Genomic DNA, 23,120 nt, shown 5'->3' with positions numbered 1-23,120 from the left:
GTCCGGCAGCGTGTTCTACGCAATCCCTCTCGAGAGCCGGCCGAGCTGGCGCAACCCGCCCTGGGTGACGGTGCTGCTCATCCTGGTGAACATGCTGGTCTTCTGGGGACCGCAGCGCGCGGAAGACGCGGCGCAGGAGCGGGCCGCGCAGTTCTACCTTCAGAGCGGCCTGCCGAAGCTGGAGCTGCCGCCCTTCGTGGCCTGGCTGCAGGAGACCGGCTCGCCGCGCGCGACTGTGGCCCGGCGGCTGCTGGCGCGCGAGCGCTACGGCGAGCTGCTCGAAGGCCTGCAGCAGGAGCAGGCCTTCCTGCGCAAGCTGCACGCCGACCAGATCATCAAGCCCGCCCAAGCTCAGTACGCGGACTGGAAGCGCGAGCGGCAGCGCTACGAGGCCCAGCTGCCGGCGCCCTTCACCACCCGCTGGGCGCAGGACCACAACCCGGACGCCGAATCCAAACCCTGGACTTGGCTCACATCGGCCTTCTTGCACGGCAGCACCAGCCACCTGCTGGGCAACATGCTCTTCCTCTTCCTGTTCGGCTTCTCGGTCGAGCTGGCGCTGGGCCGCAGCCTCTACCTGGGCTTCTACCTGCTGGGCGCGGCCGGCGCCTCGGCGCTGGCGGCGTGGGCCTATGCGGGTCAGGGCGGCTACGGGCTGGGCGCCTCGGGCGCGGTGTCGGCGCTGATGGGCATGTACGCGGTGATGTATCGCCTCCGGCGCATCCGCTTCTTCTACCAGCTCTTCTTCTACTTCAACTACGTCACCGCGCCGGCGCTGATCCTGCTGCCGGCCTGGATCGCCAACGAACTGCTGCAGCATCTCGTCGGCGGCAAGGGCATCGCCTACATGGCGCACCTGGGCGGGCTGTTGACCGGCGCGCTGCTGATGGCGATCGCGATGCGGTGGCGCCGGCTGCGCCTGCCCGAAGCGCCGGCCGAGAAGGCGCCGGACCCATTCGAGCAGCATGTGACCGCGGCGCGGCGCCTGGCCGGCGAGATGAAGTTCGAGCAGGCCTGCACTCAGTGGCGCGCCGCCGCGAAGCTGCGCCCCGGGGATGCGGACACGCTGCGCGCCTGGTTCAACACCGCCAAGCTCTGGCCCGCCGGGGAAGACTTCCATCGCGCAGCGCACCGCATCTTCCAGCTCCGGCCGCAGGACCCCGCCACGCTGGAACTGCAGCATGCGAGCTACAAGACCTACCTCGACCACGCCAAGCCGGGTGCGCGCCTGCGGCCCGAGGACATGGCGCGGCTGGCGCGCCGCTTCACGCGCGCGCAGCAGTTCGCCGATGCGGAGCGCCTGTGCCAGGCGCTGATGAAGACGGCGCCGGAACATCCGGAGCTGGCCGAGACCGTGGCGCTGTGCGCCAACGGCCTGCTGCAGGCCGGGCGGCGCGACCAGGCGCTGGGCTGGCTGCCGCACCTGCTGCGGCTGGCGCCCGAGGCCATGGTGACGCGAATGCTTCAGAAGGCCTGAGCGGCCTTGTCCTCTTCCCGACTTGCTCCCTCTCCCCCTGGGAGAGGGAGTCAGACCACCTCGCGCATGAGCCAGCGCACTTCCTGCGTCTGCTCGCTGTCCGGATAGCGCCGTTCGAGCGTCTTCAGGATCGGCCGCGCCATGTCGCGCCGGTCCAGCCCCTGCACCAGCACCCGCGCCGCCAACTCGTAGGCCTGCGGAATCGCCGCATGCCCGCGGAAGCGCTTGTCGAAGCCGGTCAGCAGCGCGAGCGCGGCTTTCGCCTCGCCGTTGCGCCACTCGGCGCGTGCCAACGCGATGGTCGTCGCGGGATCGTCGAGCACGAAGCCGGCGTCCTTCTCGCCGCAGGCCTTGTAGACCTTCAGCGCCTCCGACGGGAGATCGCGCGCGGCGAGCATGCCGATCAGCCGCCGCCCATGGTCCAGCAGGGTGGCCGTCTTGTCGGGTGCCAGCAGCAGCACGCGGTGGTAGCGCCGCTGCGCGGCCAGGTCGTCCGGCTTGGTGCGCTGCTCCTCGTAGGCCAGCGCCAGCGCGCCGGCCACGTCGCCGTCGGTCACCATCTGCGCCACCAGCGCATCGGTCTGCTGCTGCGCGATCTGGGCCGGGGTTCGGGTGTCGATCGCACGCTCGTCGGCACCGGCACCGGGCAGCAGGTCGATGCCGAGCGCCGCATGGTTCTGGTACATCACGTAGCCCAGCAGGCTGGCCATGACCCAGCCGAAATAGATCATCACGAAATTGAAGAGCGGCAGCGCGATCCAGCCCTTGAAGACGGGCAGCAGCATGACCAGCGCCAGCTGCGCGCCGGAATTCAGCAGGAACAGGAAGAGGCACAGCAGCACGTAGGGCCAGCCGATGGCGCGCAGGGTCTCCCACACCAGGCCCGGGTTCAGCGCCTGCCAGAAGCTGCCCGACTGCACCAGGACCATGGTCGTGGCCGGCAGCGTGAACGAGAGCACGAAGATCGCGATGTAGCCGAGTGCCGGATTCAAGGCGCCGATGAGGCCGCCCACCATGCCCTGCAGCACCAGCAGCGCGAACAGCTTCCAGGGCAGGTTCGTCCACTCCTCGTCCAGCATGCGCGGAAAATCGGCGGCCCGCACGATGCCGCGCGCGCCGAGCGCCATCACCTTGAAGCCGTAGCGGCTGGCCGCGAGCACGATGCCCAGCTCGACCAGCAGCAGCGTCAGCGCTTGCGGCAGGAAGAAGAACAGGTGGATGAGCAGGCTGGCGCCCGCGAGCAGCAGCGCATAGCCGAGCGGCTGCAGCTGGAAAGGGAAGGCGAAGAAGGTGTTCAGGCGATGCCAGAACGGGCGGGGTGCGGGACTTCCGGGCTCTTGCATGGACGCTCCAACGAGGAGCGCCCAGTATATGTTTCAAGTTGTTGCACAACGGCCACGCACTGCGTCGCCGCCGTGCAGGACCGCTCACATCGCTCGATAAAAAATGTAGTCGGCCTGGTACTTCACCACCTGTTTCCGGCCCATCGAGTCTGCGCCACAGGCCATGGCCGGCGCCGTCCCGCCCTGGGTGGCCACGCGCTGGATGTAGCTCACGCCCTGCATCGCGCCGCTGCCCATGGCCGGGTTGGCCTTCACCAGCTGGTAGGGGATGTTGGCGCTGCCATTGGGCGCGACCGCGACCTGGGTGCCCGTGAGCTTGGAGCCGTCCATGCTTTCCCAGGTGGCCGGCGGGCCGTAGTACTTGCCGACCTGCTTGCCGCCGCGGTCCATGAGGCGGGCGTCGGGGCCGACGAAGACCCATTCGTGCTGCCCGGGGGCGTTGGCCTTGGCGCGGCATTCGTAGGTGATGTCGCCGGCGCCGACCGTCTCCATCGCGACCCGGTGGCCGGCGGGCACCTTGACGGCATCGGGGAGGCTGGCCTGGGAGTACGCCATGGGCTTGTTCATGCCCATGCCGGAGCAGGCGGCGAGGCTGGCGGCGGCCGCGAGGAGGCCGAGGTTGCGCAAGGTCATGGTCTGTTCCTTTCGTGTCGATTCGGATGCTGAGGTGCTTGGCGGACGCTGTTGTTCGCAGACTGGCGGCCTCCATCCCCGGTACGCGGCGGGGGCGCGATCGGATTCAGCGATCGGCAGCGCCTGAATCCGCCGGCCGCCTTGCGCCGTATCGCCTGTGTGACGACCGATGCTCCACAATCCGCGCATGCCCGAAGCCAGCCCCGACGCCGAACTGATGGCGCTGATCGACCGCATCGGCCGCCGGGACGAGACCGCCCTGCGCCTGCTTTACGAGCGCACCTCGCCCAAGCTCTTCGGCCTGGCGATGCGGGTGGTGCGCCAGCGCGAATGGGCCGAGGACGTGCTGCAGGAATCCTTCCTCACCATCTGGCGCGTCGCCGGCGACTACCGCAGCACGCTGAGCCCGCCGATGGCCTGGCTGGGGCTGATCGTGCGCAGCCGCTCGCTGGACTTCCTGCGGCGCCGGACCGCCGACCGCGCCCAGCTCACCCAGGAATTCGACGAACTGATGGCCGAGACCTTCGAGTCCGATGCCGCGAACCCGATGGACACCGCCGATGCCAGCGAGCAGGCCCGCGCCCTGCACCAGTGCCTGAGCCGGCTCGAGGGCCGGCAGCGCGAGGTGCTGAGCCTGGCCTACCTGCGCGAACTCAGCCACGGCGAGCTGGCCGAGCAGCTCAAGCTGCCGCTGGGCACGGTCAAGACCTGGATCCGGCGTGGGCTGGACAAGCTGCGCATCTGCATGCAGCAGTTGGCGTGAAGGCAGCTTCGCAATGAATCTTTCCGCCCATCCCGAACTGCTGGAGATGCTGGCCGCGAGCCACGCGCTGGGCACCCTGCGCGGCGGCGCGCGCAGGCGCTTCGAAGTCCTGGCGCGCGAGCAGGCGCCGGTGCGGGCCGCCGCGCTGGTCTGGCAGAGCCGGCTCGCCAGCATGGCCGAGCTGCAGTCGCCGGTGGTGCCGGATGCGGCCGTGTGGACCCGCATCCGTAACCTGATCGCCGCCGAGCAGGAGCAGGAAGCCATCGCACGCCAGCGCACCACGCTGCCGCCCGAGACGCCCGCGCGCGGCGGCTGGCTGCGCAGCCTCGCGCTGTGGCGCAGCGCCGCAGCCGCCGGCGCACTCGCTACCGTGGTGGCCGCCTTCGTCGGCCTCAACCTGAGCGAGCAACTGCGCAATGCGCCGGCCGTGCAGTATGTGGCCGTGCTGTCGGACGATCAGGCCGCGGCCTCGATGCTCGTGACTTTCGACCCGAAGAAGCGCCAGCTGGTGCTGCAGCGCGTCGGCGGCTACCGCGAGGGCGAGGACAAGTCGCTGCAGCTGTGGGCGCTGCCGCCCGGCGGCGCGCCGCGTTCGCTGGGCGTGCTGGGCCGCGACCCGGCGCTCAGGCTGACTGCGCAGGAAGCCGACGTGCGTTCGGTGCCGGCGCTGGCCATCAGCCTCGAGCCCAAGGGCGGCGTTCCCAGCGAGCGCGGGCCGACCGGGCCGGTGCTGTTCAAGGGCGCGCTGATCGAGAAGACCCTTTGAGGGCCGTTAACATCCTGCGACGCATCGGCGGGGACTCGACCGCATGATGAGGTCGAAGGTCTTCTCTCGAATTTCATGCTTGTGATGAACGTTGCTCCCGCCTCCGGGGCGGCTCGCCGGACCCTGTTGCCGATCGCACTCTTCATTGCGGCGTGCGCTTCGCAGGCCGAACCCGTCGGGGTCGACGCCGCCCCCTCCCCCGCCTACCTCGCAGCGCAGACACGCTGGCGCAGCGAGCTCTCGGCCTTCGATGCCGCCGACCGGCAGCAGTGGCCCAGCGAGGGCGGCGTGGTCTTCGTCGGCAGTTCCACCATCCGCTTCTGGACCCGCCTCGCGCAGGACTTCCCGCAACTGCCGGTGGTCATCAACCGCGGCTTCGGCGGCTCGACCATGGCCGACTGCAGCTTCTTCGCGCGCGAGCTGGTGCTGCGCTACAAGCCGCGCCATGTCCTGGTCTACGCCGGCGACAACGACCTGGCCGAGGGCCGCACGCCGATCCAGATCCTGGAAAGCTTCGCGCAGTTCGCCAACACCGTGCGCGCCGAGCTGCCCGAGGCGCGCATCAGCTACATCTCGATCAAGCCCAGCCCCTCGCGCGAGAAGCTGCTGCCGCGGATGCGCGAGACCAACGACATCATTGCCGCCTATCTGCGGCGGCTGCCGAACAGCGACTACATCGATGTCTTCACGCCCATGATGGGCACGGACGGGCGCGCGCGGCCCGAGCTGTTCCGCGGCGACCAACTGCATCTCAACGACGAGGGCTATCGGCTGTGGCGCTCGGTCATCGGCGCGCAGCTGGCGCGGCCCGTGGATCAGACCGAGCTGTCAATCGCGCCGGTGTCGCGGTAGCCGTCCCGACTGCGCCGCCGCTCGCCCCACCAGAGCGCCACCCGGGCCACGCCATAGAGCCCCGCGAACACCACGGCCAGCAGCAGCAGATCGCCCCACCAGGGCCGCGCGGTCTGGCTGTCGCCGTAGAACGCCAGCACCAGCAGTACCGCGACCAGGTGCGCGCAGAACACCGGCAGCGAGGCCGAGCCCATGGCCTCCAGCGCGTGCAGGCGCGGCAGGCGCCGCATGAGCGCCGGCCCGAAGCGCACGGTGACGATGCCCAGCACCACCAGGTTGAGGATGCGCAGCGGCCCGAGCTGCCACTTGTCGAACAGCAGGTTCATCTCCTCGTCGCCGCCGAAGGGCGCCTGGCCATTGATGCCATGGTGCCGCCACCAGAGCCCGTAGAGCGCAGCCCCCACCGCCAGCGCCACCAGCAACGTAGGAAAGCGGAAGGGCTCGGCATCGGGCGCATGCCGGCTGGCGCCCATCCACAGCCCCGCGAACCACAGGAACTGCCAGGCGAAGGCATTGAAGGCGCCCATCTCGCGGAAGGGCACGGGCATGTGCAGGTGGTGCACCGCCAGCCCGTACAGCCATTCGCTGAAGCCGAACTGGGCCAGCCCCCACAGCGCCGCGCTGGCAGCCATCACGCCGGTCCAGCCGTGGCGCAGCGCGAAGGCGAGCACCCAGGGGCTCATCAGCATGAAGAAGATGTACATCGGCAGGATGTCGAGCAGCGCCGGCTCGTACACCAGCAGCAGCGAGTAGCCGAAGCCCTCGAGCGGATGCGCGAGGTAGAAGGACAGCAGGTTCTTCACGGCCGGCTGATCGATGCGCAGCCCCACCCGCGTGATGATGGTGAAGAGGAACAGCAGCGTCGCCGCCTGCGCCAGGTAGACCTTGAGCGCACGCTGCCAGAAGGCACGGCGCATCGCATCGACGCCGCGGCTGTCGCTGATGCGGGTGTAGACCAGGCCGGCGACGAAGGCCGAGAGCAGCACGAAGCCTTCGGCTGCCGAGACGAAGCCGAAGGGCTGCCCCAGCGGATCGGTGAACCGCGTGGGCAGGTGGGTGAAGGTCATCAGCACGAGCATCAGCCCGCGCAGTGCGTCGATTTCCCAGTAGCGCTTCATGGGGGCTCGGCACCCGGCGTATGCGGCGGGGCCGCTTTCGGTGCTACGCCAGCTTGCGGATGGCGTCGATCACGACCTCGCTGTACTTCTTCCAGGTGTAGCTGGCCGCATGCTGCACGGCGGCCTCGCTCATGGCCGGGAGTTCCTGCCGGTTCTGGTTGAACCAGGCGAGCTTCTCGGCGATCTTCTCGGGCGAGCGGATCGGCACCAGGAAGCCGGTCTTGCCCTCGATCACAAGGTCGTCGCCGCCGGTGTTGGGCGTGATCACGATCGGCAGGCCCTGGCTCATCGCCTCCTGCATCACCAGCGCGCGGCCTTCGTAGAGCGAGGGCAGGCAGAACACGTCGCAGCTGCGCATCAGGGCCAGCACCTCGGCATGGGGGCGCCCCTTCTCGAGGGTGAAGTCGGCGTACTGGCCGCGGTAGAAGGCAGGCTCGTTCAACAGCGAGCCCATCACGACCAGCTCGATGTTCTCGCCCTTGAGCAGGTGCATGGCCTGGAACAGGTCGCCCAGGCCCTTGCGCTGCCCCATCGAGCCCACGAAGAGCACGCGCAGCGGCTTCGAGGGGTCGACCACCTTGCGCGCGGGCGCGATCGGCGGCAACGGCGAGCCGAAGGGCGACAGCACCCGGGTCTTCTGCCCGGCCCAGGCGGGCAGGGAGTCGGCCACGAATCGGCTGGGCACCACCACCAGGTCGGCCAGCTCCAGCTCGCGCGCCTTGCGCTCCAGCTTGGCCGGCGAATCGGCCATGCCGCCGCCCAGTGCATGGGCCCAGGCCGGCAGGCGCTGGACCTCCTCTTCCATCAGCTTGCGGCCGACCTCCCAGTACGAGATGGGCAGGTCGTACACGCATTTCAGGCCCAGGTCCTTGGCGGCCCGGAAGGTGTCGAGCGCGGAGTCCTCGTAGGTGTAGACGGCGCCGAGGCCGAGGCGCCGGTGCAGCCTTGGCAGGGCGCGGGCGCTGAAGCGGTCGAAGTCCTGCAGCACGCCGTCGATGGAGGCGAAGCCCTGCTCGTGGCGCAGCCAGTAGTTCCAGCCGGCCCGGGAGCAGACGGCCCGCGCCAGCTCGCGCCAGGGGTGCTGAAGGATCTTCTCGCGCGGGATGTTGAAGCGCCGCCGCAGCAGGTCACGGCTCAGGCCCTGGGGCACCAGTTTCAGGGCCATGTTGTCAGGCTCGACCGCCAGGGTGGTCGTGAAACGCGCGAGCATTCCGGCGGCCTCCAGCCCGTCGAGCATGGCGCGCACGTTCTGGTTGCCTGCGGGGTGGCTGAACAGCAGTTTCATATCGATCGATCATAGTGGACGCCTGTGGCGCTCCAGAGTTGCGCTACCCTGCGCACCCGAAGGAGAAGCCCTTGAAAACGAGAACAATGACGCGGACCTTTGCAGTCGCCGCCCTGACCCTTTTTTGCAGCCTCGGCGCCCATGCGCTGCAGATCGCCAGCCTCACGCCGCAGGGTGAGGTGGCCCGGATCCGGCAAGTGGTCGCGAAGTTCGACCAGGCGGCCGTCAACTTCGGCGACCCCAAGGCGCCCGCCCCGCTCGCCGTCAGCTGCAGCGACGCGCAGGCCGGCAAGGGCACGGGCCGGTGGACCGGCGAGAAGCAGTGGGTCTGGGACTTCGAGAACGACCTGCCGCCGGGCGTGCGCTGCACGGTCACGCGGATCGCGGGCTTCAAGTCGGCCTCGGGGGCGGACCTGACGGGGCCGGAGCGCTACCAGTTCTCGAGCGGCGGCCCCTTCGTGCGCAACTGGCAGCCCAGCTACGGCAAGATCGACGAAGAGCAGCAGTTCATGCTGGAGCTCAACGGCCCGGCCACGCTGGAGAGCGTGCGCGACAACATCTGGTGCCAGGCCGACGGCGTGGGCGAGCGCATCCCGGTGCGCCTGGTCGAGGGTGCGCAGCGCCAGGCCCTGCTCAAGGCCTTCGGCCGCGACAAGGAAGCCGAGAAGGCGCCGCTGCGCTTCGTCACGCTGCAGTGCAATCGCCGGCTGAGCCCGGGCGGGCGTCTGCAGCTGGTGTACGGCAAGGGCGTGGCCACGCCCTCCGGCGTGGCCAATGCGGTCGAGCGGCGCCTCAACTTCGAGGTGCGCGAGCCCTTCGCGGTCTCCTTCAGCTGCGAGCGCGAGAACGCGCAGTCGGCCTGCCTGCCGCTCAAGCCGATGGTGCTGCAGTTCAACGCGCCGGTGGCGCGCAAGCTGGCGGCACAGATCACCCTGCAGGGCGGGGGCAAGACTCTCAAGCCCAGGTTCGACGACGAGAACACGTCCAAGGACGAGGACGCGGTGGTCGATTCGGTGAGCTTCCCGCCGCCCTTCGCGGAGCAGACGCCCTTCACCATCACGCTGCCGGCCAAGTTCGAGGATGCTTCGGGCCGCGCCCTGGCCTCGCCCGACAGCTTTCCGCTGAAGGTCGCGACCGGCGCCATGCCGCCGCTGGCCAAGTTCGCGGCCTCGCCCTTCGGCGTGATCGAGCGCCTGGCCGAGCCCGGCGGCACGGCGCTGATGCCGGTCACGGTGCGGCGCGTCGAGCCGGCGCTGCAGGTGCAGGCGCTGACGCCTGGCAAGGTCAGCGACATGAATCCGCGGACCGACGCGGAAATCATCGCCTGGTTCCGCAAGGTGCGGCGCTACGACAGCAACTACACCCTCTCGCGCACGCAGGCGGCGCGCGACGTCAAGGGCGCGCTGCCCAAGGTGATCGACAAGGACGACCGCGACAGCGTCCAGACCCGCATGGTGTCGCTGCTCGGCGGTCAGTCGGGCGTGAAGACCCTCGACATGCCCCAGGCCGAAGGCGGCGACCCCCGGCCCTTCGAGGTGATCGGCATCCCGCTCACGCCGGGCTTCCACGTGCTGGAGATCGCCTCGCAGAAGCTGGGCGACACGCTGCTGGACGAGCGCTACGGCGCCGGCCGCACGATGTACGTGCGCACCACGGCGCTGGCCACCAACCTGGCGGTGCATTTCAAGCTGGGCCGCGAGAACGCGCTCGCCTGGGTCACGACGCTGGACAAGGGCAAGGTGGTGGCCCATGCCGCTGTGCGCGTTTCGGACTGCAACGGCAAGGAGGTCGCGTCGGGCACCACCGACGCGCGCGGGCTGGTGCAGCTGGCGGGCATCCCGCCCAGCCCGCCGAGCTGCTCCAGCGAGGAGGACTACAGCAGCGACGCCTGGTTCGTCAGCGCCCGCGCCAAGGACGAGGCCGGCGTGGAAGACCTCGCCTTCACCTGGAGCGACTGGCAGCGCGGCATCGAGCCCTGGCGCTTCAACGTGCCCACCAGCCTGGAGCCGGAGCCCGACCGCGTGGCCCACACCATCTTCGACCGCACGCTGCTGCGCGCCGGCGAGACGGTGTCGATGAAGCACCTGATCCGCACCCAGACCCGCGAAGGCTTCGGCCTGCCGAAGACGCTGCCCGACACCCTGATCGTGACGCACGTGGGCAGCGGCCAGCAGTACACCCAGCCGCTCCAATGGCGCAAGACCGCGACCGGCGGCCAGAGCGGCGAGAACACCTTCGCGATCCCGCCGGCAGCCAAGCTCGGCCTCTACCAGGTCGAGCTGCGCAACGGCAAGGACGCCAGCGCCGGCGATGGCGAGGACGGCGGCCGGCGCAGCTACGGCACCGGCCAGTTCCGCGTCGAGGAATTCCGCCTGCCGGTGCTCGAGGGCCGCATCGCGCCGGCCGAGAAGAAGCCGCTGGTGGCCGCGACCTCGCTGCCCACCGACGTGCAGATCAACTACGTGGCTGGCGGCGGCGCGGTCCACCTGCCGGTGCGCGTGTCGGCGGCGGTGCGGGCCAAGAGCCTCGCCTTCGCCGACTTCGACAGCTTCAGCTTCGCGCCGCCACGCAAGGACGGGACGGCCGCGGCCGACGCCGAGGAGGCGGATTCGGCCTCGCAGGAGCTGCGCGTGGTGGCCGACAAGCTGCCGCTCACGCTCGACAAGGACGGCGCGGGCAAGCTCACCATCGAGAAGATCCCGCTGGCCAAGGCGACGCCGCGCGAGCTGCTGCTCGAAGCCACCTACGCCGATCCCAACGGCGAGGTGCAGACGCTGCGCAGCGTGCAGGCGCTGTGGCCCGCGGCCGTGATCGCCGGCGTCAAGACCGAGGGCTGGGTCTCGACAGGCCAGAAGCTGAAGTTCCAGGCCCTGGCCCTGGACCTCGCCGGCAAGCCGCAGGAAGGCGTGACGCTCAACGTGCGCGCCATCGCGCGCATCACCGCCACCAGCCGCAAGCGCATGGTGGGCGGCTTCTACACCTACGACAACAAGACCGAGGTGAAGGAGATCGGCACGGTCTGCAGCGGCAAGAGCGATGCGCGCGGCCTGCTGCTGTGCGAGGCCGAGCTCAAGGAGTCCGGCCAGGTCGAGCTGATCGCCAGCGCCACCGACAAGGATGGGCGCGACAGCCGCGCCGCGAGCTCGGTCTACGTCACCCGGCAGGGTGAGCTGTGGTTCGGCGGAGAGGACCACGACCGCATCGACGTCTTGCCCGAGAAGAAGAACTACCAGCCCGGCGAGACCGCCCGCTTCCAGGTGCGCAGCCCCTTCCGCTTCGCGACCGCGCTGGTGTCGGTCGAGCGCGAGGGCGTGATCGAGACGCAGGTCGTGCGGCTGGACGGCAAGGACCCGACGGTCACGCTGCAGGTCAAGCCCGAATGGGGCCCCAACGCGTACGTGAGCGTGCTCGCGCTGCGCGGGCGGCTGCGCGAGGTGCCGTGGTACAGCTTCTTCACCTGGGGCTTCAAGGCGCCGCGCGAATGGTGGACCGCCTTCTGGTACGAGGGCAAGGAGTACGTGGCGCCGACCGCGCTCGTCGACCTCAGCAAGCCGGCCTTCCGGCTCGGGCTGGCCGAGATCCGCGTCGGCACGCAGGCCCACCAGCTCGACGTGAAGGTGGCGAGCGACAAGCCCAGCTACCCGGTGCGCGGCAAGGCGCTGGTCACGATCTCGGCCAAGCTGCCGGATGGCAAGCCCGCCGCGGGCGCCGAGGTGGCGCTGGCGGCGGTCGACCAAGCCCTGCTGGAGCTGATGCCCAACGACAGCTGGAAGCTGCTCGAGGCCATGCTGCAGCGGCGCAGCTGGGGCGTCTCCACCTCCACCGCGCAGATGGAGATCGTGGGCCGCCGGCACTACGGCCGCAAGGCGGTGCCGGCCGGCGGCGGCGGGGGCAAGGGCCAGACACGCGAGCTGCTCGACACGCTGCTGTTGTGGAATCCGGCCGTGGTGCTGGACGCCAATGGCCAGGCGACGGTGACGGTGCCGCTCAACGATGCGCTGACCACCTTCAAAATCGTCGCGGTGGCGGATGCCGGCACGGGCCTGTTCGGCACCGGCCAGGCCTCGATCCAGGCCACGCAAGATCTGCAGATCGTCAGCGGCCTGCCGCCGCTGGTGAGGGAGGACGATCAGTTCCGCGCCCAGATCACCTTGCGCAACACCACCCAGAAAGCCATGAAGGTGGAGGCGGCACCACGCGCCACGCTGTTGAAGCTGGAACCGCAGATAGTCGACGTTCCGGCCGGCGCGGCCCGCGAGCTGGCCTGGATGGTGACCGCGCCGGCCCAGCTTGCGCAGACGCGTGCCGAGGCCCTCCTGTGGGAGATCGAGGCCAAGGACCAGATCGGCGGCGCGCGCGACGCGCTCAAGGTGCGCCAGCGCATCGTGCCGGCCGTGCCGCTTACGGTGCAGCAGGCCACGCTGGTGCAGTTGGACGGCCCCTTCACCCTCGACGTCGCGCCGCCGGCGGACGCCCTGCCCGGCCGCGGCGGGCTCAGGCTCTCGCTGCAGCCGCGGCTGGCCGAGGGCCTGACCGGGGTTCGCGACTGGTTCGCCGCCTACCCTTACGCCTGCCTGGAACAGAAGACCAGCAAGTCCATCGGCCTGCGCGACGGCAAGGCCTGGCAGACCGTGGCCGCACAGTTGCCCAGCTACCTGGACGGCGACGGCCTGGCCAGCTACTTCCCGCCGCGCGACGGCGAGGCCAACCGCGGCAGCGACATCCTGACGGCCTACCTGCTCGCGGCCACCCACGAGGCGGCCGCGCTCGATGCGGCCTTCGCCCTGCCCGACGCGGCGCGGGCGCCGATGGAACAGGGCCTGATCGCCTTCGTCGAAGGCCGCATCCAGCGCGAGTTCTGGAGCCCGCGCAAGGACCTGGACGTGCGCAAGCTCGCGGCCCTGGAAGCGCTCTCGCGCTACGGCAAGGTGCAGGGCCGCATGACCAGCAGCATCGCCATCGCGCCCAACCAGTGGCCGACCGGCGCGGTGCTCGACTGGATCAACATCCTCAAGCGCGTGCCGGACGTGCCGCAGCGCCAGCAGCGGCTCGAGGAAGCGAACAACGTGCTGAAGGCGCGCCTGAGCTACCAGGGCACCAAGTTGATCTTCAGCACCGAGCGCGACGACTACTGGTGGTGGCTGATGGCCAATGGCGACGTCAACACCGCGCGCCTGCTGCTCACCGTGCTGGACGACCCGGCGTGGAAGGACGACATCGGCCGGCTCGCCGTCGGCTTCATCGGCCGCCAGCAGAACGGCGCCTGGCACACCACCACCGCCAACCTCTGGGGCGGCCTGGCGCTCGAGAAGTTCTCGAAGCAGTTCGAGAGCGCACCGGTCGCAGGCGTCACCGCGGCCAACCTGGGCGGCACCAAGGCCCAGGTGGACTGGAGCAAGGTCGAGCGCATCAAGGCCAGCGACCCGGCCGGCGCGCCGAACCAGCGCACTGCCTTCGGCGCGCCCGCCGCACCCGGCAACCTGCGCAACAACAGCATGTTCCTGCCCTGGCCGGCGGCGGCCCCGGCCGCACGCGATACGCTGCTGGTCACGCAGAGCGGCAGTGGCAAGCCGTGGCTCACGCTGCAGTCCATCGCGGCGGTCCAGCTGAAGGCGCCTTTCGCGGCCGGGTATGCGATCAAGAAGACCGTCACGCCGGTCGAGCAGGCGATCCAGGGCGTCTACACGCGCGGCGACGTGCTGCGCGTCAGCCTGGAGGTCAATGCCAGCGCCGACATGACCTGGGTCGCGATCACCGACCCGATCCCGGGCGGCGCCACCATCCTGGGCAGCGGGCTGGGCCGCGACTCGCAGATCGCGACCCAGGGCGAGAAGCGCTCGGGCACCGGCTGGCCGGCCTTCGAGGAGCGCAGTTTCGAGGCCTTCCGCAGCTACTACGAGTACCTCCCCAAGGGCGTGGTCAAGATGGAGTACACGGTGCGGTTGAACAACGTGGGCGAGTTCGCGTTGCCGCCCAGCCGGGTCGAGGCCTTGTATGCGCCGGAGATGTTCGGGGAACTCCCGAACGAGCGTGTGAAAGTGCAGGCGGCCAGATAGCGGGGCGCGAGCACTCGCCTCGAACGACGAAGCGGCAGCCCGGTTTAGGCCTAAACTGGCGCCTCGTTTCGAGCGCTGAAAGTCGAGAATTTTCAGCAGGAGCCATTCACCCGAAGGCATTCATTTCGACGCGTCTTTCCGGCTGCAAGTGCAAAATGCTCCGCACCCTGGGCCGGCGGCGCGGTTTACAGCCCCTGGGTGATCGGCGATGATCGTGACGCACTTTTTCACGTCTTGTTACATTCCACTGAATGGCTGCCGCTGAACCTCTCATCAAAGAAAGCTCGTCCATCGCCCTGCCCGGCCTGGCGCGCGCCTTGATCTCCGCCGGCAAGCTGCCGGCGAAGACCGCGGAGGAGATCTACCAGAAGTCGCTCAGTGGGCGCAGCAGCTTTATTGCCGAGCTGACCGGCACCGGCGCCGTCTCGGCGGCCGATCTCGCCCATACCCTGTCGAGCGCCTTCGGCGCCCCCCTGCTCGACCTCGATGCAATCGATCAGCAGCGCCTGCCCAAGGACCTGCTGGACTCGAAGTTGTGCCAGGCCTACCGGGTCGTGGTGCTGAGCAAGCGGAACAATCGTCTCATTGTTGCAACAGCCGACCCCTCCGATCAGCAGGCGGCGGAAAAAATAAAGTTCGCCTCGCAAATGGGCGTGGACTGGGTCGTCGCCGAGTACGACAAGCTCTCCCGCATGATCGAGGCGGCGGCGGCCAGTGCCGCCGAAACCATCGACAGCATCGTCGGCGCCGAGTTCGAGTTCGACGACTCCTCGATCGCCGAAAGCGCCGACGCGAGCGAAGCGGCGGTCGCCGAGGTCGAGGACGCACCGGTCGTCCGCTTCCTGCACAAGATGCTGCTCGACGCCTTCAGCATGCGCGCATCGGACATCCACTTCGAGCCCTACGAGCACCAGTACCGGGTGCGCTTCCGGGTCGACGGCGAGCTGCGCGAGATCGCGGCGCCGCCCACCGTCATCAAGGACAAGCTGGCCTCGCGCATCAAGGTGATCTCGCGCCTGGACATCTCCGAGAAGCGCGTGCCGCAGGACGGCCGCATGAAGCTCAAGATCGGCCCCGACCGGGTGATCGACTTTCGCGTCAGCACCCTGCCCACGCTGTTCGGCGAGAAGATCGTGGTGCGTATCCTCGACCCGAGCAGCGCACGCCTGGGCATCGACGCCCTGGGCTACGACCCCGACGAGAAGGAGCGGCTGCTGCAGGCCATCGGCCGCCCCTACGGCATGGTGCTGGTCACCGGGCCGACGGGCTCGGGCAAGACGGTGTCGCTCTACACCTGCCTGAACCTGCTGAACAAGCCGGGCGTCAACATCGCCACGGCCGAGGATCCATCCGAAATCAACCTGCCCGGCGTCAACCAGGTCAACGTCAACGACAAGGCAGGCCTGACCTTCGCGACCGCGCTGCGCGCCTTCCTGCGCCAGGATCCGGACATCATCATGGTCGGCGAAATCCGCGACCTGGAAACCGCCGACATCTCGATCAAGGCCGCGCAGACCGGCCACCTGGTGCTCTCCACCCTGCACACCAATGACGCCCCGACCACGCTGACTCGGATGCGCAACATGGGCATCGCGCCCTTCAACATCGCCTCCAGCGTGATCCTGATCACCGCGCAGCGGCTGGCGCGCCGCCTGTGCACCGTGTGCAAGGCGCCGACCGAGGTGCCCAGGGAAGCCCTGCTCGAAGCCGGCTTCAAGGACCGCGAGATCGACGGCACCTGGAAGCCCTACAAGCCCGTCGGCTGCTCGGCCTGCAACGGCGGCTACAAGGGCCGCGTCGGCATCTACCAGGTGATGCCGATCTCCGAGGAAATCCAGCAAATCATCCTGCGCGACGGAAGCGCGCTCGATATCGCCAAGCAGTCCGAAGCCGAGGGCGTGCGCTCCCTGCGCCAGTCCGGACTCCGGAAGGTCATGCAGGGCCTGACTTCGCTCGAAGAAGTGCTCGCGGTCACCAACGAATAGAGAAGCGGACATCGAATGGCAACGGCAGCAGCATCCCGGGCAACGCTCAAGGAATTCGTCTTCGAATGGGAAGGCAAGGACCGCAACGGCAAGGTGGTGCGCGGAGAGATCCGCGCCGCCGGAGAGAACCAGGTCCAGGCCGCGCTGCGGCGCCAGGGCGTGCTGGCCTCGAAGATCAAGAAGCGGCGCATGCGCTCCGGCAAGGCCATCAAGCCCAAGGACATCGCCATCTTCACGCGCCAGCTGGCGACCATGATGAAGGCGGGCGTCCCACTGCTGCAGGCTTTCGACATCGTGGGCCGCGGCAACGCGAACCCGAGCGTGGCCAAGCTGCTCAACGACGTCCGCAGCGACGTGGAGACCGGCACCTCGCTGTCTTCCGCCTTCCGCAAGTTCCCCAGGTACTTCGACAGCCTCTACTGCAACCTGGTGGAAGCCGGGGAGGCCGCGGGTATCCTGGAAGAACTGCTCGACCGCCTGGCCACCTACATGGAGAAGACGGAGGCCATCAAGTCGAAGATCAAGTCGGCGCTGATGTACCCGACCTCGGTGGTGGTGGTGGCCTTCGTGGTGGTGGCGATCATCATGATCTTCGTGATCCCGGCCTTCAAGCAGGTGTTCACCTCCTTCGGCGCCGACCTGCCGGCGCCGACGCTCTTCGTCATGGCCCTGAGCGAGTTCTTTGTCGCCTACTGGTGGCTGATTTTCGGCGTGATCGGCGGCGGCCTCTACTTCTTCTTCCAGGCCTGGAAGCGCAACGAGAAGGTCCAGCGCTTCATGGACCGCCTGCTGCTGCGCGTGCCGATCTTCGGCACGCTGATCGACAAGTCGTGCGTCGCGCGCTGGACCCGCACGCTGGCCACCATGTTCGCCGCCGGCGTGCCGCTGGTCGAGGCGCTCGACTCGGTGGGCGGCGCCTCGGGCAACACGGTGTACAGCGATGCCACGGTCAAGATCCAGCAGGAGGTCTCGACCGGCACCAGCCTGACCATGGCCATGACCAACGCCAACCTCTTCCCCTCGATGGTGCTGCAGATGACCGCCATCGGCGAGGAGTCCGGTTCCATCGACCACATGCTGGGCAAGGCGGCCGACTTCTACGAGTCGGAGGTCGATGACATGGTCGCGGGCCTGTCGAGCCTGATGGAGCCGATCATCATCGTGTTCCTCGGCGTGATCATCGGCGGCATCGTGGTCTCGATGTACCTGCCCATCTTCAAGCTCGGCCAGGTCGTCTGATGCTGCCGTCGCAGGGGGTCGACGCCGCGCTGGCCGGCGTGCTGGGGCTGCTCGTCGGCAGTTTCCTCAACGTGGTGATCTACCGCACGCCGATCATGATGTACCGGCAGTGGCTGGGCGAGGCCGTGGGCAACCTAATGAGGGTCGATGGCGTGCCTTCGCTGTGGAGCCTGGTGTTCGGCCCGAAGACGAACACGCCCCCCCCGCTCGAGGCAGCCGTCGGCGAAGCGGCCAAGGCGGTCGAAGCCCTGCCCCCGTTCAGCCTGGCGCGTCCGGCCTCGCGCTGCGGACACTGCGGCCACGCGATCCGCTGGTACGAAAACGTGCCGGTGCTCAGCTATCTCTTCCTGCGCGGACGCTGCAGCGCCTGCAAGGCATCGATCAGCCCGCGCTACCCGCTGGTGGAACTGGTCATGGGGGCGCTGTTCGCGCTGTGCGCCTGGCGCCACGGACTGTCGCCGACCGCGGCACTGTGGGCCGCCTTCGCCGCGCTCCTGGTCTGCCAGTTCCTGATCGACCTGGACACGCAGTACCTGCCCGACTCGCTCAACTATGCCCTGCTCTGGCTGGGCCTCATCGGCGCGGCGGCGGGCCTGACACGCGTGCCGCTGGCGTCCGCGGTCTGGGGCGCCGTGTTCGGCTACCTGAGCCTGTGGCTGGTCTACCACGCTTACCGCCTCGCCACCGGCAAGGAGGGCATGGGCTATGGCGACTTCAAGCTCCTGGCGGCGTTGGGCGCCTGGCTGGGCGCCGACTACCTCATCGCCATCGTGCTGGTGTCGTCCCTGGTGGGCGCCATCCTCGGCAGCCTGCTGCTGCTGATCGGCAAGCTGGCCCACAAGGACGTTCCCATCTCCTTCGGCCCCTTCCTGGCGGGCGCCGGGCTCGTGTGCCTCGTCGCCGGGCCCGATACTGTGCGGCAATGGATCCCCTTCGCCTTTCCCCTGGGCGCACTGACGTCCTGAGCCTGCGCATCGGCCTGACCGGCGGCATCGGCAGCGGCAAGAGCACGGTCGCGTCCATCCTGGTCGCGGACGGCGCCACGCTGATCGACACCGACGCCATCGCGCGCGCCATCACCCAGCCGCAAGGCGCCGCGATGCCGGCGATCGCGGCCGCCTTCGGCCCCTCGGTCGTCGCTGCGGACGGCAGCATGGACCGCGCGCGGATGCGTGCGCTGGCGTTCGCCGACCCCGCGGCCAAGCAGCGGCTCGAGGCCATTCTTCACCCCGCGATCGGCGCCGAGTGCGAGGCCCAGGCGGCCGCTGCCGGCCCGGGCCTGATCGTCTTCGACGTGCCCCTGCTGGTCGAATCGAGGCGCTGGCGCGCGCTGGTCGACCGCGTGCTGGTGGTCGACGCCACCGAAGAGACCCAGCTGCAGCGCGTGATCGCCCGCTCGGGCTGGACCCCCGAGGCGGTGCGCGCCGTCATCGCCCAGCAGGCGCAGCGCAGCGCGCGGCGCGCAGCCGCCGACGCGGTGATCTTCAACGAAACGCTCTCGCTCGAGGAACTCGCGCTGGAAGTCCGCGCTCTGTCCTGGCACCCGGCTGCCCAGCGATAATGCGGGGTTTGCTGCCCCGGCGGCGGATCCCCCACCGAACAGAAGAAGGCGGCGCGCGAGGCCAGCGTGCACGCCCCCTCCGAGATGCTTTTCAATTCGCACGCGTTTCTCTTTGTCTTTTTTCCGATCGTCCTGTTCGGCTTCTTCCTGATCGGTCAACGCAACGCGCGCGCCGCGGCCGGCTTCCTGGCCCTCGCCTCGCTCTTCTTCTACGGCTGGTGGAGCGTCAAGGCGATGCCGCTCCTGATCGCCTCGATCTGCATCAACTACTGGTTCGGCCTGCGCCTCACGCCCGGGCCGGGCCGCGACGACGCCCAGCGCAAGCGCCTGCTGATCGTCGCCCTGGTGGTCAACCTCGGCGTGCTGGCGGTCTTCAAGTACGCGAACTTCTTCGTGTCGAACGTCAACGAGGGGCTGGCGGCGAGCGGCTTCTCGCCCATCCCGATGCTGCACATCGCGCTGCCGATCGGGATTTCCTTCTACACCTTCACGCAGATCGCCTTCCTGGTCGACTGCTGGCAGGGCAAGGTGCATGAGCGCAGCTTCGTGCATTACGCGCTCTTCGTCACCTACTTCCCGCACCTGATCGCGGGCCCGGTCCTGCACCACGCGCAGATGATGCCGCAGTTCGCCAACCCGGAGACCTACAAGGCCGACCCGCGCAAGGTGGCGCTGGGCCTGGCGATCTTCAGCTTCGGCCTGGCCAAGAAGCTGCTGATCGCCGACCCGATGGGCCAGTACTCCGACCTGATGTTCAACGGGGCGCACAGCGGCCTCGCGCCCACGCTCTACACGGCGTGGTTCGGCGTGCTCGCCTACACGCTGCAGATCTACTTCGACTTCTCGGGCTATTCGGACATGGCGGTCGGCCTGTCGATGTGCCTGGGCGTGCAGCTGCCGCTCAACTTCCGCTCGCCCTACAAGTCGACCAACATCATCGAGTTCTGGCGCCGCTGGCACATCTCGCTGTCGACCTTCCTGCGCGACTACCTCTATGTGCCGCTGGGCGGCAACCGCAAGGGCGAGGCCAGGCGCTACCTGAACCTGTTCCTCACCATGCTGCTGGGCGGGCTCTGGCACGGCGCGGCCTGGACCTTCGTGATCTGGGGCGCGCTGCACGGTGCCTACCTGATGGTCAACCACCTCTGGAACGCCAAGGTGCGGCGCAACGTTCCGGCGGGGCCCATCGCACGCGTGTTCGGCTGGCTGCTCACCTTCCTCTGCGTGATGATTGCCTGGGTGGTCTTCCGCGCCGACGGCATGCACACGGCGGTGGCGGTCTACAAGGGCATGCTGGGCCTGCACGGCGCGCCGCCCACCGCCTTCAGCGAGATGGGCCTGGTGCCCTACCGCAAGTCCGAGTTCTTCAGGACGATGCTGATAGGCGTGCTGATCTGCCTGGCCTTCCCGCCCACCATCTCGCTCGAGCGCTGGGTGCCCCATCCGCAGGCCGTGGCCGGCAGCCGGGTGCTGGCCCTGGGCTCGACCGTGCTGATTGCCGCCGGCAGCTTCCTGATGTTCGCCTGGGCGGTGTCGAAGCTGGGCGGCTACAGCCCCTTCCTGTACTTCCAATTCTGAAAACCGCCATGACGCTCGCAAAAGTCTGGCTCCGCATCTTCGTCACCGGCTACGTGGCCGTGTTCGTGATGTGGCTCGTCTCGCTCACCAGTCTCCCGCCCTATGGCGACCTGACCCGCATCGGCCACCTGGCGGAAGAGGATTTCGGCTGGACCAAGCCGGCCCCCACGGTCGCCCCCGCCTACCTGAAGGCCGCGCCGGTCGACCAGGCTGACATCCTGGTCATCGGCGACAGTTTTTCGATGACGCTCTACTGGCAGTCCTCGCTGGCGAAGGCCGGCTACCGCGTCGCCACCACCTACTGGGGCCAGTACGGCACGGTGATGTGCAAGGATTTCGACCAGTGGATCCAGCGCGCGGGCTTCAAGGGGAAGCTGATCATCTTCGAAAGCGTAGAGCGCCTGCTCGACGAGCGGACGGTGAGTGGCCAGACCTGCGAGAAGGTCATCAAGCCCTTCTCATCCCAGCTCGAGCCTTTCGTGAAGCCCGCCGAGCTTCCGGGCCCCGATGCCCTGCCGAACTGGAGCGCGCGCTTCGACACCGGCCCGGCCGCCTACTACAACTCCTGGCGCGCGAGGAACTCGGCTGTCGATCTCCTGTTCAACAAGAACACCTGGGTCCGGCCGCTGCCGGACGGCTGCAAGTACTTCTCCCACCGCGAGTGCAACAAGCTGCCGGTCTTCGTCGACGACGAGGGCAACGGCCCGCTGACCACGGGCACGCTGGACCGGATCAAGGGCTTTGCCGCGCAGCACCAGGCCATCCCGCAGCTGTGGATGGTGATCCCCAACAAGACCACCGTCTTCCTCAGACCCGACTTCTCGAAGGACTTCGTTCACGGCTTCCGCGAGGCGAAGCTCGGGCCCGACCTCTACGCCTTCGCGCGCGAAAAGGGCCACCAGATGCAGGACTTCTATTTCTCGAACGACACCCACCTGTCCATGCACGGACAGCTGGCGCTGGGCGAGTACATGCTGGGCGTGGTGCGCGAAGTGCTGCCCGTCCCACAGACGAAGGCGCCGTGAGAGGCTTATCATCCCGCGACGGGAAACCCACAGACACGTGATCCTCTACGAATACCCCTTCAACGAGCGCATCCGGACCTACCTGCGGCTGGAGCACCTGTTCCGCCGCCTCGGTGAACTGGTCCCTGCCGACTCGGCCCTGTCCCATCACTACGCGCTGGTGACGATCTTCGAGATCATGGACGTGGCCGCACGCGCCGACCTGAAGGCCGACGTGATGCGCGACCTCGACAAGCACAAGAACGTCTTCAACAGCTATCGCGGCAACCCCGCGATTTCCGAGGCCGTGCTGGACCAGGTGGTCGGCAAGCTCGAAACCAACTTCGCGACGCTCAACACGATTGCCGGCAAGGCCGGCCAGGCGCTGACCGAGAACGAGTGGCTCATGAGCATCCGCAGCCGCGCCAGCATTCCCGGCGGCACCTGCGAGTTCGACCTGCCCGCCTACTACGCCTGGCAGCACCGCCAGGCCCACGAGCGCCGGGCCGATCTGGAACGCTGGTCCTCCACGCTCGCGCCGCTGGCTGAATCGATCTACCTGCTGCTGAAGCTGCTGCGCGACACCGACGTGCCCTACAAGGTGATCGCGACGAACGGCCAGTTCCAGCAGAACTTGCCGCAGGGCCGCAGCTTCCAGCTGCTGCGGCTGCGCATCGATCCGCGGCTGGGGCTCATCCCCGAGATCAGCGGCAACCGGCTCATGGTGTCGGTGCGGCTGATGCGGCACGAGGCCGACGACCGGCTACACCAGAGCGCGGAGGACACGCCCTTCGAGCTCACCCTCTGCGCCTGAGTGTTTCGATGAGCACGAGCAGGAAGACGGCTGCCGGCGAGCGCATCGTGCGCTGCCCTGCGTGCGGCAAAGACAGCGTCTACGGGCCGAGCAACCCCTATCGCCCCTTCTGCAGCGCGCGCTGCAAGGGCATCGATCTCGGCGCCTGGGCCACCGAGGAATTCCGCATGCCGGCGGATGCCCCGCCCGACGACGAGGCCTTCGGCGACCCCAAGCTTCAGTAGGCGGCCCCGGGCAGGCCGCGCTCCTGCGCCAGCCAGTCGAGCACCGGCAGCGCACCCGGCAGCACGGGCGTCACCGACAGCGGCAGTTGTTGCCAGCGCATCGCCTGGCCCTCGCGCATCTCGAACTCGCCTTGCCACGCACGCACCTTGCACCAGTGCAGGCGCACCAGTGCGTGCGGGTAGTCGTGCTCGGTGGTCTTCCAGACCTCGGCGGCATCGATGGTGATGCCGAGCTCCTCGTGCAGTTCGCGCCGCAGCGCCTGCTCGATCGATTCGCCGCTCTCGATCTTGCCGCCCGGGAATTCCCAGTAGCCGGCATAGGGCTTGCCTTCGGGGCGGGTGGACAGCAGCAGCGCCTCGTCCTGCTCGCGGATCAGGATTCCGACCGCCACCTCGGTGTGCTTGCGTGCGTCCGCCACGGC

At 68.6% G+C, this 23,120-nt stretch carries 18 protein-coding genes; 13 read left to right on the top strand and 5 right to left on the bottom strand.

Annotated elements, in window-relative coordinates; translation table 11 throughout:
- Nucleotides 1-10: 10 nt before the first annotated feature.
- Nucleotides 11-1,477, top strand: a complete 1,467-nt coding sequence (locus GXN78_RS20235) for a rhomboid family intramembrane serine protease (protein ID WP_106554973.1) — start codon at nucleotides 11-13, stop codon at nucleotides 1,475-1,477.
- A 50-nt stretch (nucleotides 1,478-1,527) separates the two neighbouring features.
- On the opposite strand, the gene GXN78_RS20230 is transcribed toward GXN78_RS20235, so the two are convergent.
- Together GXN78_RS20230 and GXN78_RS20225 are read right to left on the bottom strand one after the other, a co-directional pair.
- Complete coding sequence (locus GXN78_RS20230; RefSeq protein WP_106554974.1) at nucleotides 1,528-2,820, bottom strand: hypothetical protein; 1,293 nt, start codon at nucleotides 2,818-2,820, stop codon at nucleotides 1,528-1,530.
- 84 nt (nucleotides 2,821-2,904) lie between these two features.
- Nucleotides 2,905-3,453, bottom strand: coding sequence for a DUF3455 domain-containing protein (locus tag GXN78_RS20225; protein ID WP_106554975.1), 549 nt, complete (start codon nucleotides 3,451-3,453; stop codon nucleotides 2,905-2,907).
- A gap of 187 nt (nucleotides 3,454-3,640) precedes the next feature.
- Here GXN78_RS20225 and GXN78_RS20220 point away from each other — a divergent pair, with 187 nt between their 5' ends.
- The 3 genes from GXN78_RS20220 to GXN78_RS20210 all read left to right on the top strand — a co-directional run bounded on the left by GXN78_RS20220 (nucleotide 3,641) and on the right by GXN78_RS20210 (nucleotide 5,834).
- Nucleotides 3,641-4,216, top strand: coding sequence for a sigma-70 family RNA polymerase sigma factor (locus GXN78_RS20220; protein ID WP_181360489.1), 576 nt, complete (start codon nucleotides 3,641-3,643; stop codon nucleotides 4,214-4,216).
- Between the two features lie 13 nt (nucleotides 4,217-4,229).
- Nucleotides 4,230-4,982, top strand: a complete 753-nt coding sequence (locus GXN78_RS20215) for an anti-sigma factor (protein WP_106554977.1) — start codon at nucleotides 4,230-4,232, stop codon at nucleotides 4,980-4,982.
- Between the two features lie 126 nt (nucleotides 4,983-5,108).
- A complete protein-coding gene (locus tag GXN78_RS20210; protein ID WP_239142778.1) occupies nucleotides 5,109-5,834 on the top strand; it encodes an SGNH/GDSL hydrolase family protein in 726 nt (241 codons plus the stop codon).
- On the opposite strand, the gene opgC is transcribed toward GXN78_RS20210, so the two are convergent.
- Both opgC and GXN78_RS20200 read right to left on the bottom strand, forming a co-directional pair.
- Nucleotides 5,798-6,952, bottom strand: a complete 1,155-nt coding sequence (gene opgC, locus GXN78_RS20205; RefSeq protein ID WP_106554979.1) for an OpgC domain-containing protein — start codon at nucleotides 6,950-6,952, stop codon at nucleotides 5,798-5,800. The genes GXN78_RS20210 and opgC overlap by 37 nt on opposite strands.
- Before the next feature lie 43 nt (nucleotides 6,953-6,995).
- Nucleotides 6,996-8,237, bottom strand: coding sequence for a glycosyltransferase (locus GXN78_RS20200; protein ID WP_106554980.1), 1,242 nt, complete (start codon nucleotides 8,235-8,237; stop codon nucleotides 6,996-6,998).
- An 86-nt stretch (nucleotides 8,238-8,323) separates the two neighbouring features.
- On the opposite strand from GXN78_RS20200, the gene GXN78_RS20195 reads away from it, so the two are divergent.
- The 9 genes from GXN78_RS20195 to GXN78_RS20155 all read left to right on the top strand — a co-directional run bounded on the left by GXN78_RS20195 (nucleotide 8,324) and on the right by GXN78_RS20155 (nucleotide 22,698).
- On the top strand, nucleotides 8,324-14,293 hold the full coding sequence (locus GXN78_RS20195; protein WP_106554981.1) for an MG2 domain-containing protein: 5,970 nt from the start codon (nucleotides 8,324-8,326) through the stop codon (nucleotides 14,291-14,293).
- A 251-nt stretch (nucleotides 14,294-14,544) separates the two neighbouring features.
- A complete protein-coding gene (gene pilB / locus GXN78_RS20190; protein ID WP_106554982.1) occupies nucleotides 14,545-16,278 on the top strand; it encodes a type IV-A pilus assembly ATPase PilB in 1,734 nt (577 codons plus the stop codon).
- A 15-nt stretch (nucleotides 16,279-16,293) separates the two neighbouring features.
- On the top strand, nucleotides 16,294-17,517 hold the full coding sequence (locus GXN78_RS20185; protein WP_106554983.1) for a type II secretion system F family protein: 1,224 nt from the start codon (nucleotides 16,294-16,296) through the stop codon (nucleotides 17,515-17,517).
- Nucleotides 17,517-18,482: an A24 family peptidase gene (locus GXN78_RS20180; protein WP_106554984.1), complete on the top strand. Its 966-nt coding sequence runs from the start codon at nucleotides 17,517-17,519 to the stop codon at nucleotides 18,480-18,482. Before GXN78_RS20185 ends, GXN78_RS20180 begins: the two co-directional genes overlap by 1 nt.
- On the top strand, nucleotides 18,440-19,078 hold the full coding sequence (gene coaE / locus GXN78_RS20175) for a dephospho-CoA kinase (RefSeq protein ID WP_106554985.1): 639 nt from the start codon (nucleotides 18,440-18,442) through the stop codon (nucleotides 19,076-19,078). The genes GXN78_RS20180 and coaE overlap by 43 nt, the downstream gene beginning before the upstream one ends.
- An 84-nt stretch (nucleotides 19,079-19,162) precedes the next feature.
- Nucleotides 19,163-20,656, top strand: a complete 1,494-nt coding sequence (locus tag GXN78_RS20170) for an MBOAT family protein (protein WP_106554986.1) — start codon at nucleotides 19,163-19,165, stop codon at nucleotides 20,654-20,656.
- A gap of 8 nt (nucleotides 20,657-20,664) precedes the next feature.
- A complete protein-coding gene (locus GXN78_RS20165) occupies nucleotides 20,665-21,681 on the top strand; it encodes an HAD family hydrolase (protein ID WP_106554987.1) in 1,017 nt (338 codons plus the stop codon).
- A gap of 37 nt (nucleotides 21,682-21,718) precedes the next feature.
- On the top strand, nucleotides 21,719-22,474 hold the full coding sequence (zapD, locus tag GXN78_RS20160) for a cell division protein ZapD (RefSeq protein ID WP_106554988.1): 756 nt from the start codon (nucleotides 21,719-21,721) through the stop codon (nucleotides 22,472-22,474).
- A gap of 8 nt (nucleotides 22,475-22,482) precedes the next feature.
- A complete protein-coding gene (locus GXN78_RS20155) occupies nucleotides 22,483-22,698 on the top strand; it encodes a DNA gyrase inhibitor YacG (RefSeq protein ID WP_106554989.1) in 216 nt (71 codons plus the stop codon).
- Here the strand turns inward: GXN78_RS20155 and mutT are convergent.
- Nucleotides 22,692-23,117, bottom strand: coding sequence for an 8-oxo-dGTP diphosphatase MutT (gene mutT, locus GXN78_RS20150; RefSeq protein WP_106554990.1), 426 nt, complete (start codon nucleotides 23,115-23,117; stop codon nucleotides 22,692-22,694). The two genes, GXN78_RS20155 and mutT, sit on opposite strands and share 7 nt — an antisense overlap.
- Nucleotides 23,118-23,120: the final 3 nt, after the last annotated feature.

The organism is Variovorax sp. WS11, assembly GCF_010499245.1.
GTDB lineage: Bacteria > Pseudomonadota > Gammaproteobacteria > Burkholderiales > Burkholderiaceae_C > Variovorax.
Note: the sequence above shows the minus strand (reverse complement) of the source record. Positions and strands in the feature narration are given on the sequence as shown.

Excerpts from the sequence above, each read along its gene's own strand:
- GXN78_RS20230 (WP_106554974.1), bottom strand. The coding sequence starts at position 2,820 with ATGCAAGAGCCCGGAAGTCCCGCACCCCGCCCGTTCTGGCATCGCCTG.
- GXN78_RS20155 (WP_106554989.1), top strand. The coding sequence starts at position 22,483 with ATGAGCACGAGCAGGAAGACGGCTGCCGGCGAGCGCATCGTGCGCTGC.
- GXN78_RS20195 (WP_106554981.1), top strand. The coding sequence starts at position 8,324 with ATGACGCGGACCTTTGCAGTCGCCGCCCTGACCCTTTTTTGCAGCCTC.
- opgC (WP_106554979.1), bottom strand. The coding sequence starts at position 6,952 with ATGAAGCGCTACTGGGAAATCGACGCACTGCGCGGGCTGATGCTCGTG.
- GXN78_RS20185 (WP_106554983.1), top strand. The coding sequence starts at position 16,294 with ATGGCAACGGCAGCAGCATCCCGGGCAACGCTCAAGGAATTCGTCTTC.
- pilB (WP_106554982.1), top strand. The coding sequence starts at position 14,545 with ATGGCTGCCGCTGAACCTCTCATCAAAGAAAGCTCGTCCATCGCCCTG.
- GXN78_RS20225 (WP_106554975.1), bottom strand. The coding sequence starts at position 3,453 with ATGACCTTGCGCAACCTCGGCCTCCTCGCGGCCGCCGCCAGCCTCGCC.
- GXN78_RS20220 (WP_181360489.1), top strand. The coding sequence starts at position 3,641 with ATGCCCGAAGCCAGCCCCGACGCCGAACTGATGGCGCTGATCGACCGC.
- GXN78_RS20180 (WP_106554984.1), top strand. The coding sequence starts at position 17,517 with ATGCTGCCGTCGCAGGGGGTCGACGCCGCGCTGGCCGGCGTGCTGGGG.
- GXN78_RS20200 (WP_106554980.1), bottom strand. The coding sequence starts at position 8,237 with ATGAAACTGCTGTTCAGCCACCCCGCAGGCAACCAGAACGTGCGCGCC.
- GXN78_RS20165 (WP_106554987.1), top strand. The coding sequence starts at position 20,665 with ATGACGCTCGCAAAAGTCTGGCTCCGCATCTTCGTCACCGGCTACGTG.
- coaE (WP_106554985.1), top strand. The coding sequence starts at position 18,440 with ATGGATCCCCTTCGCCTTTCCCCTGGGCGCACTGACGTCCTGAGCCTG.
- GXN78_RS20215 (WP_106554977.1), top strand. The coding sequence starts at position 4,230 with ATGAATCTTTCCGCCCATCCCGAACTGCTGGAGATGCTGGCCGCGAGC.
- GXN78_RS20170 (WP_106554986.1), top strand. The coding sequence starts at position 19,163 with ATGCTTTTCAATTCGCACGCGTTTCTCTTTGTCTTTTTTCCGATCGTC.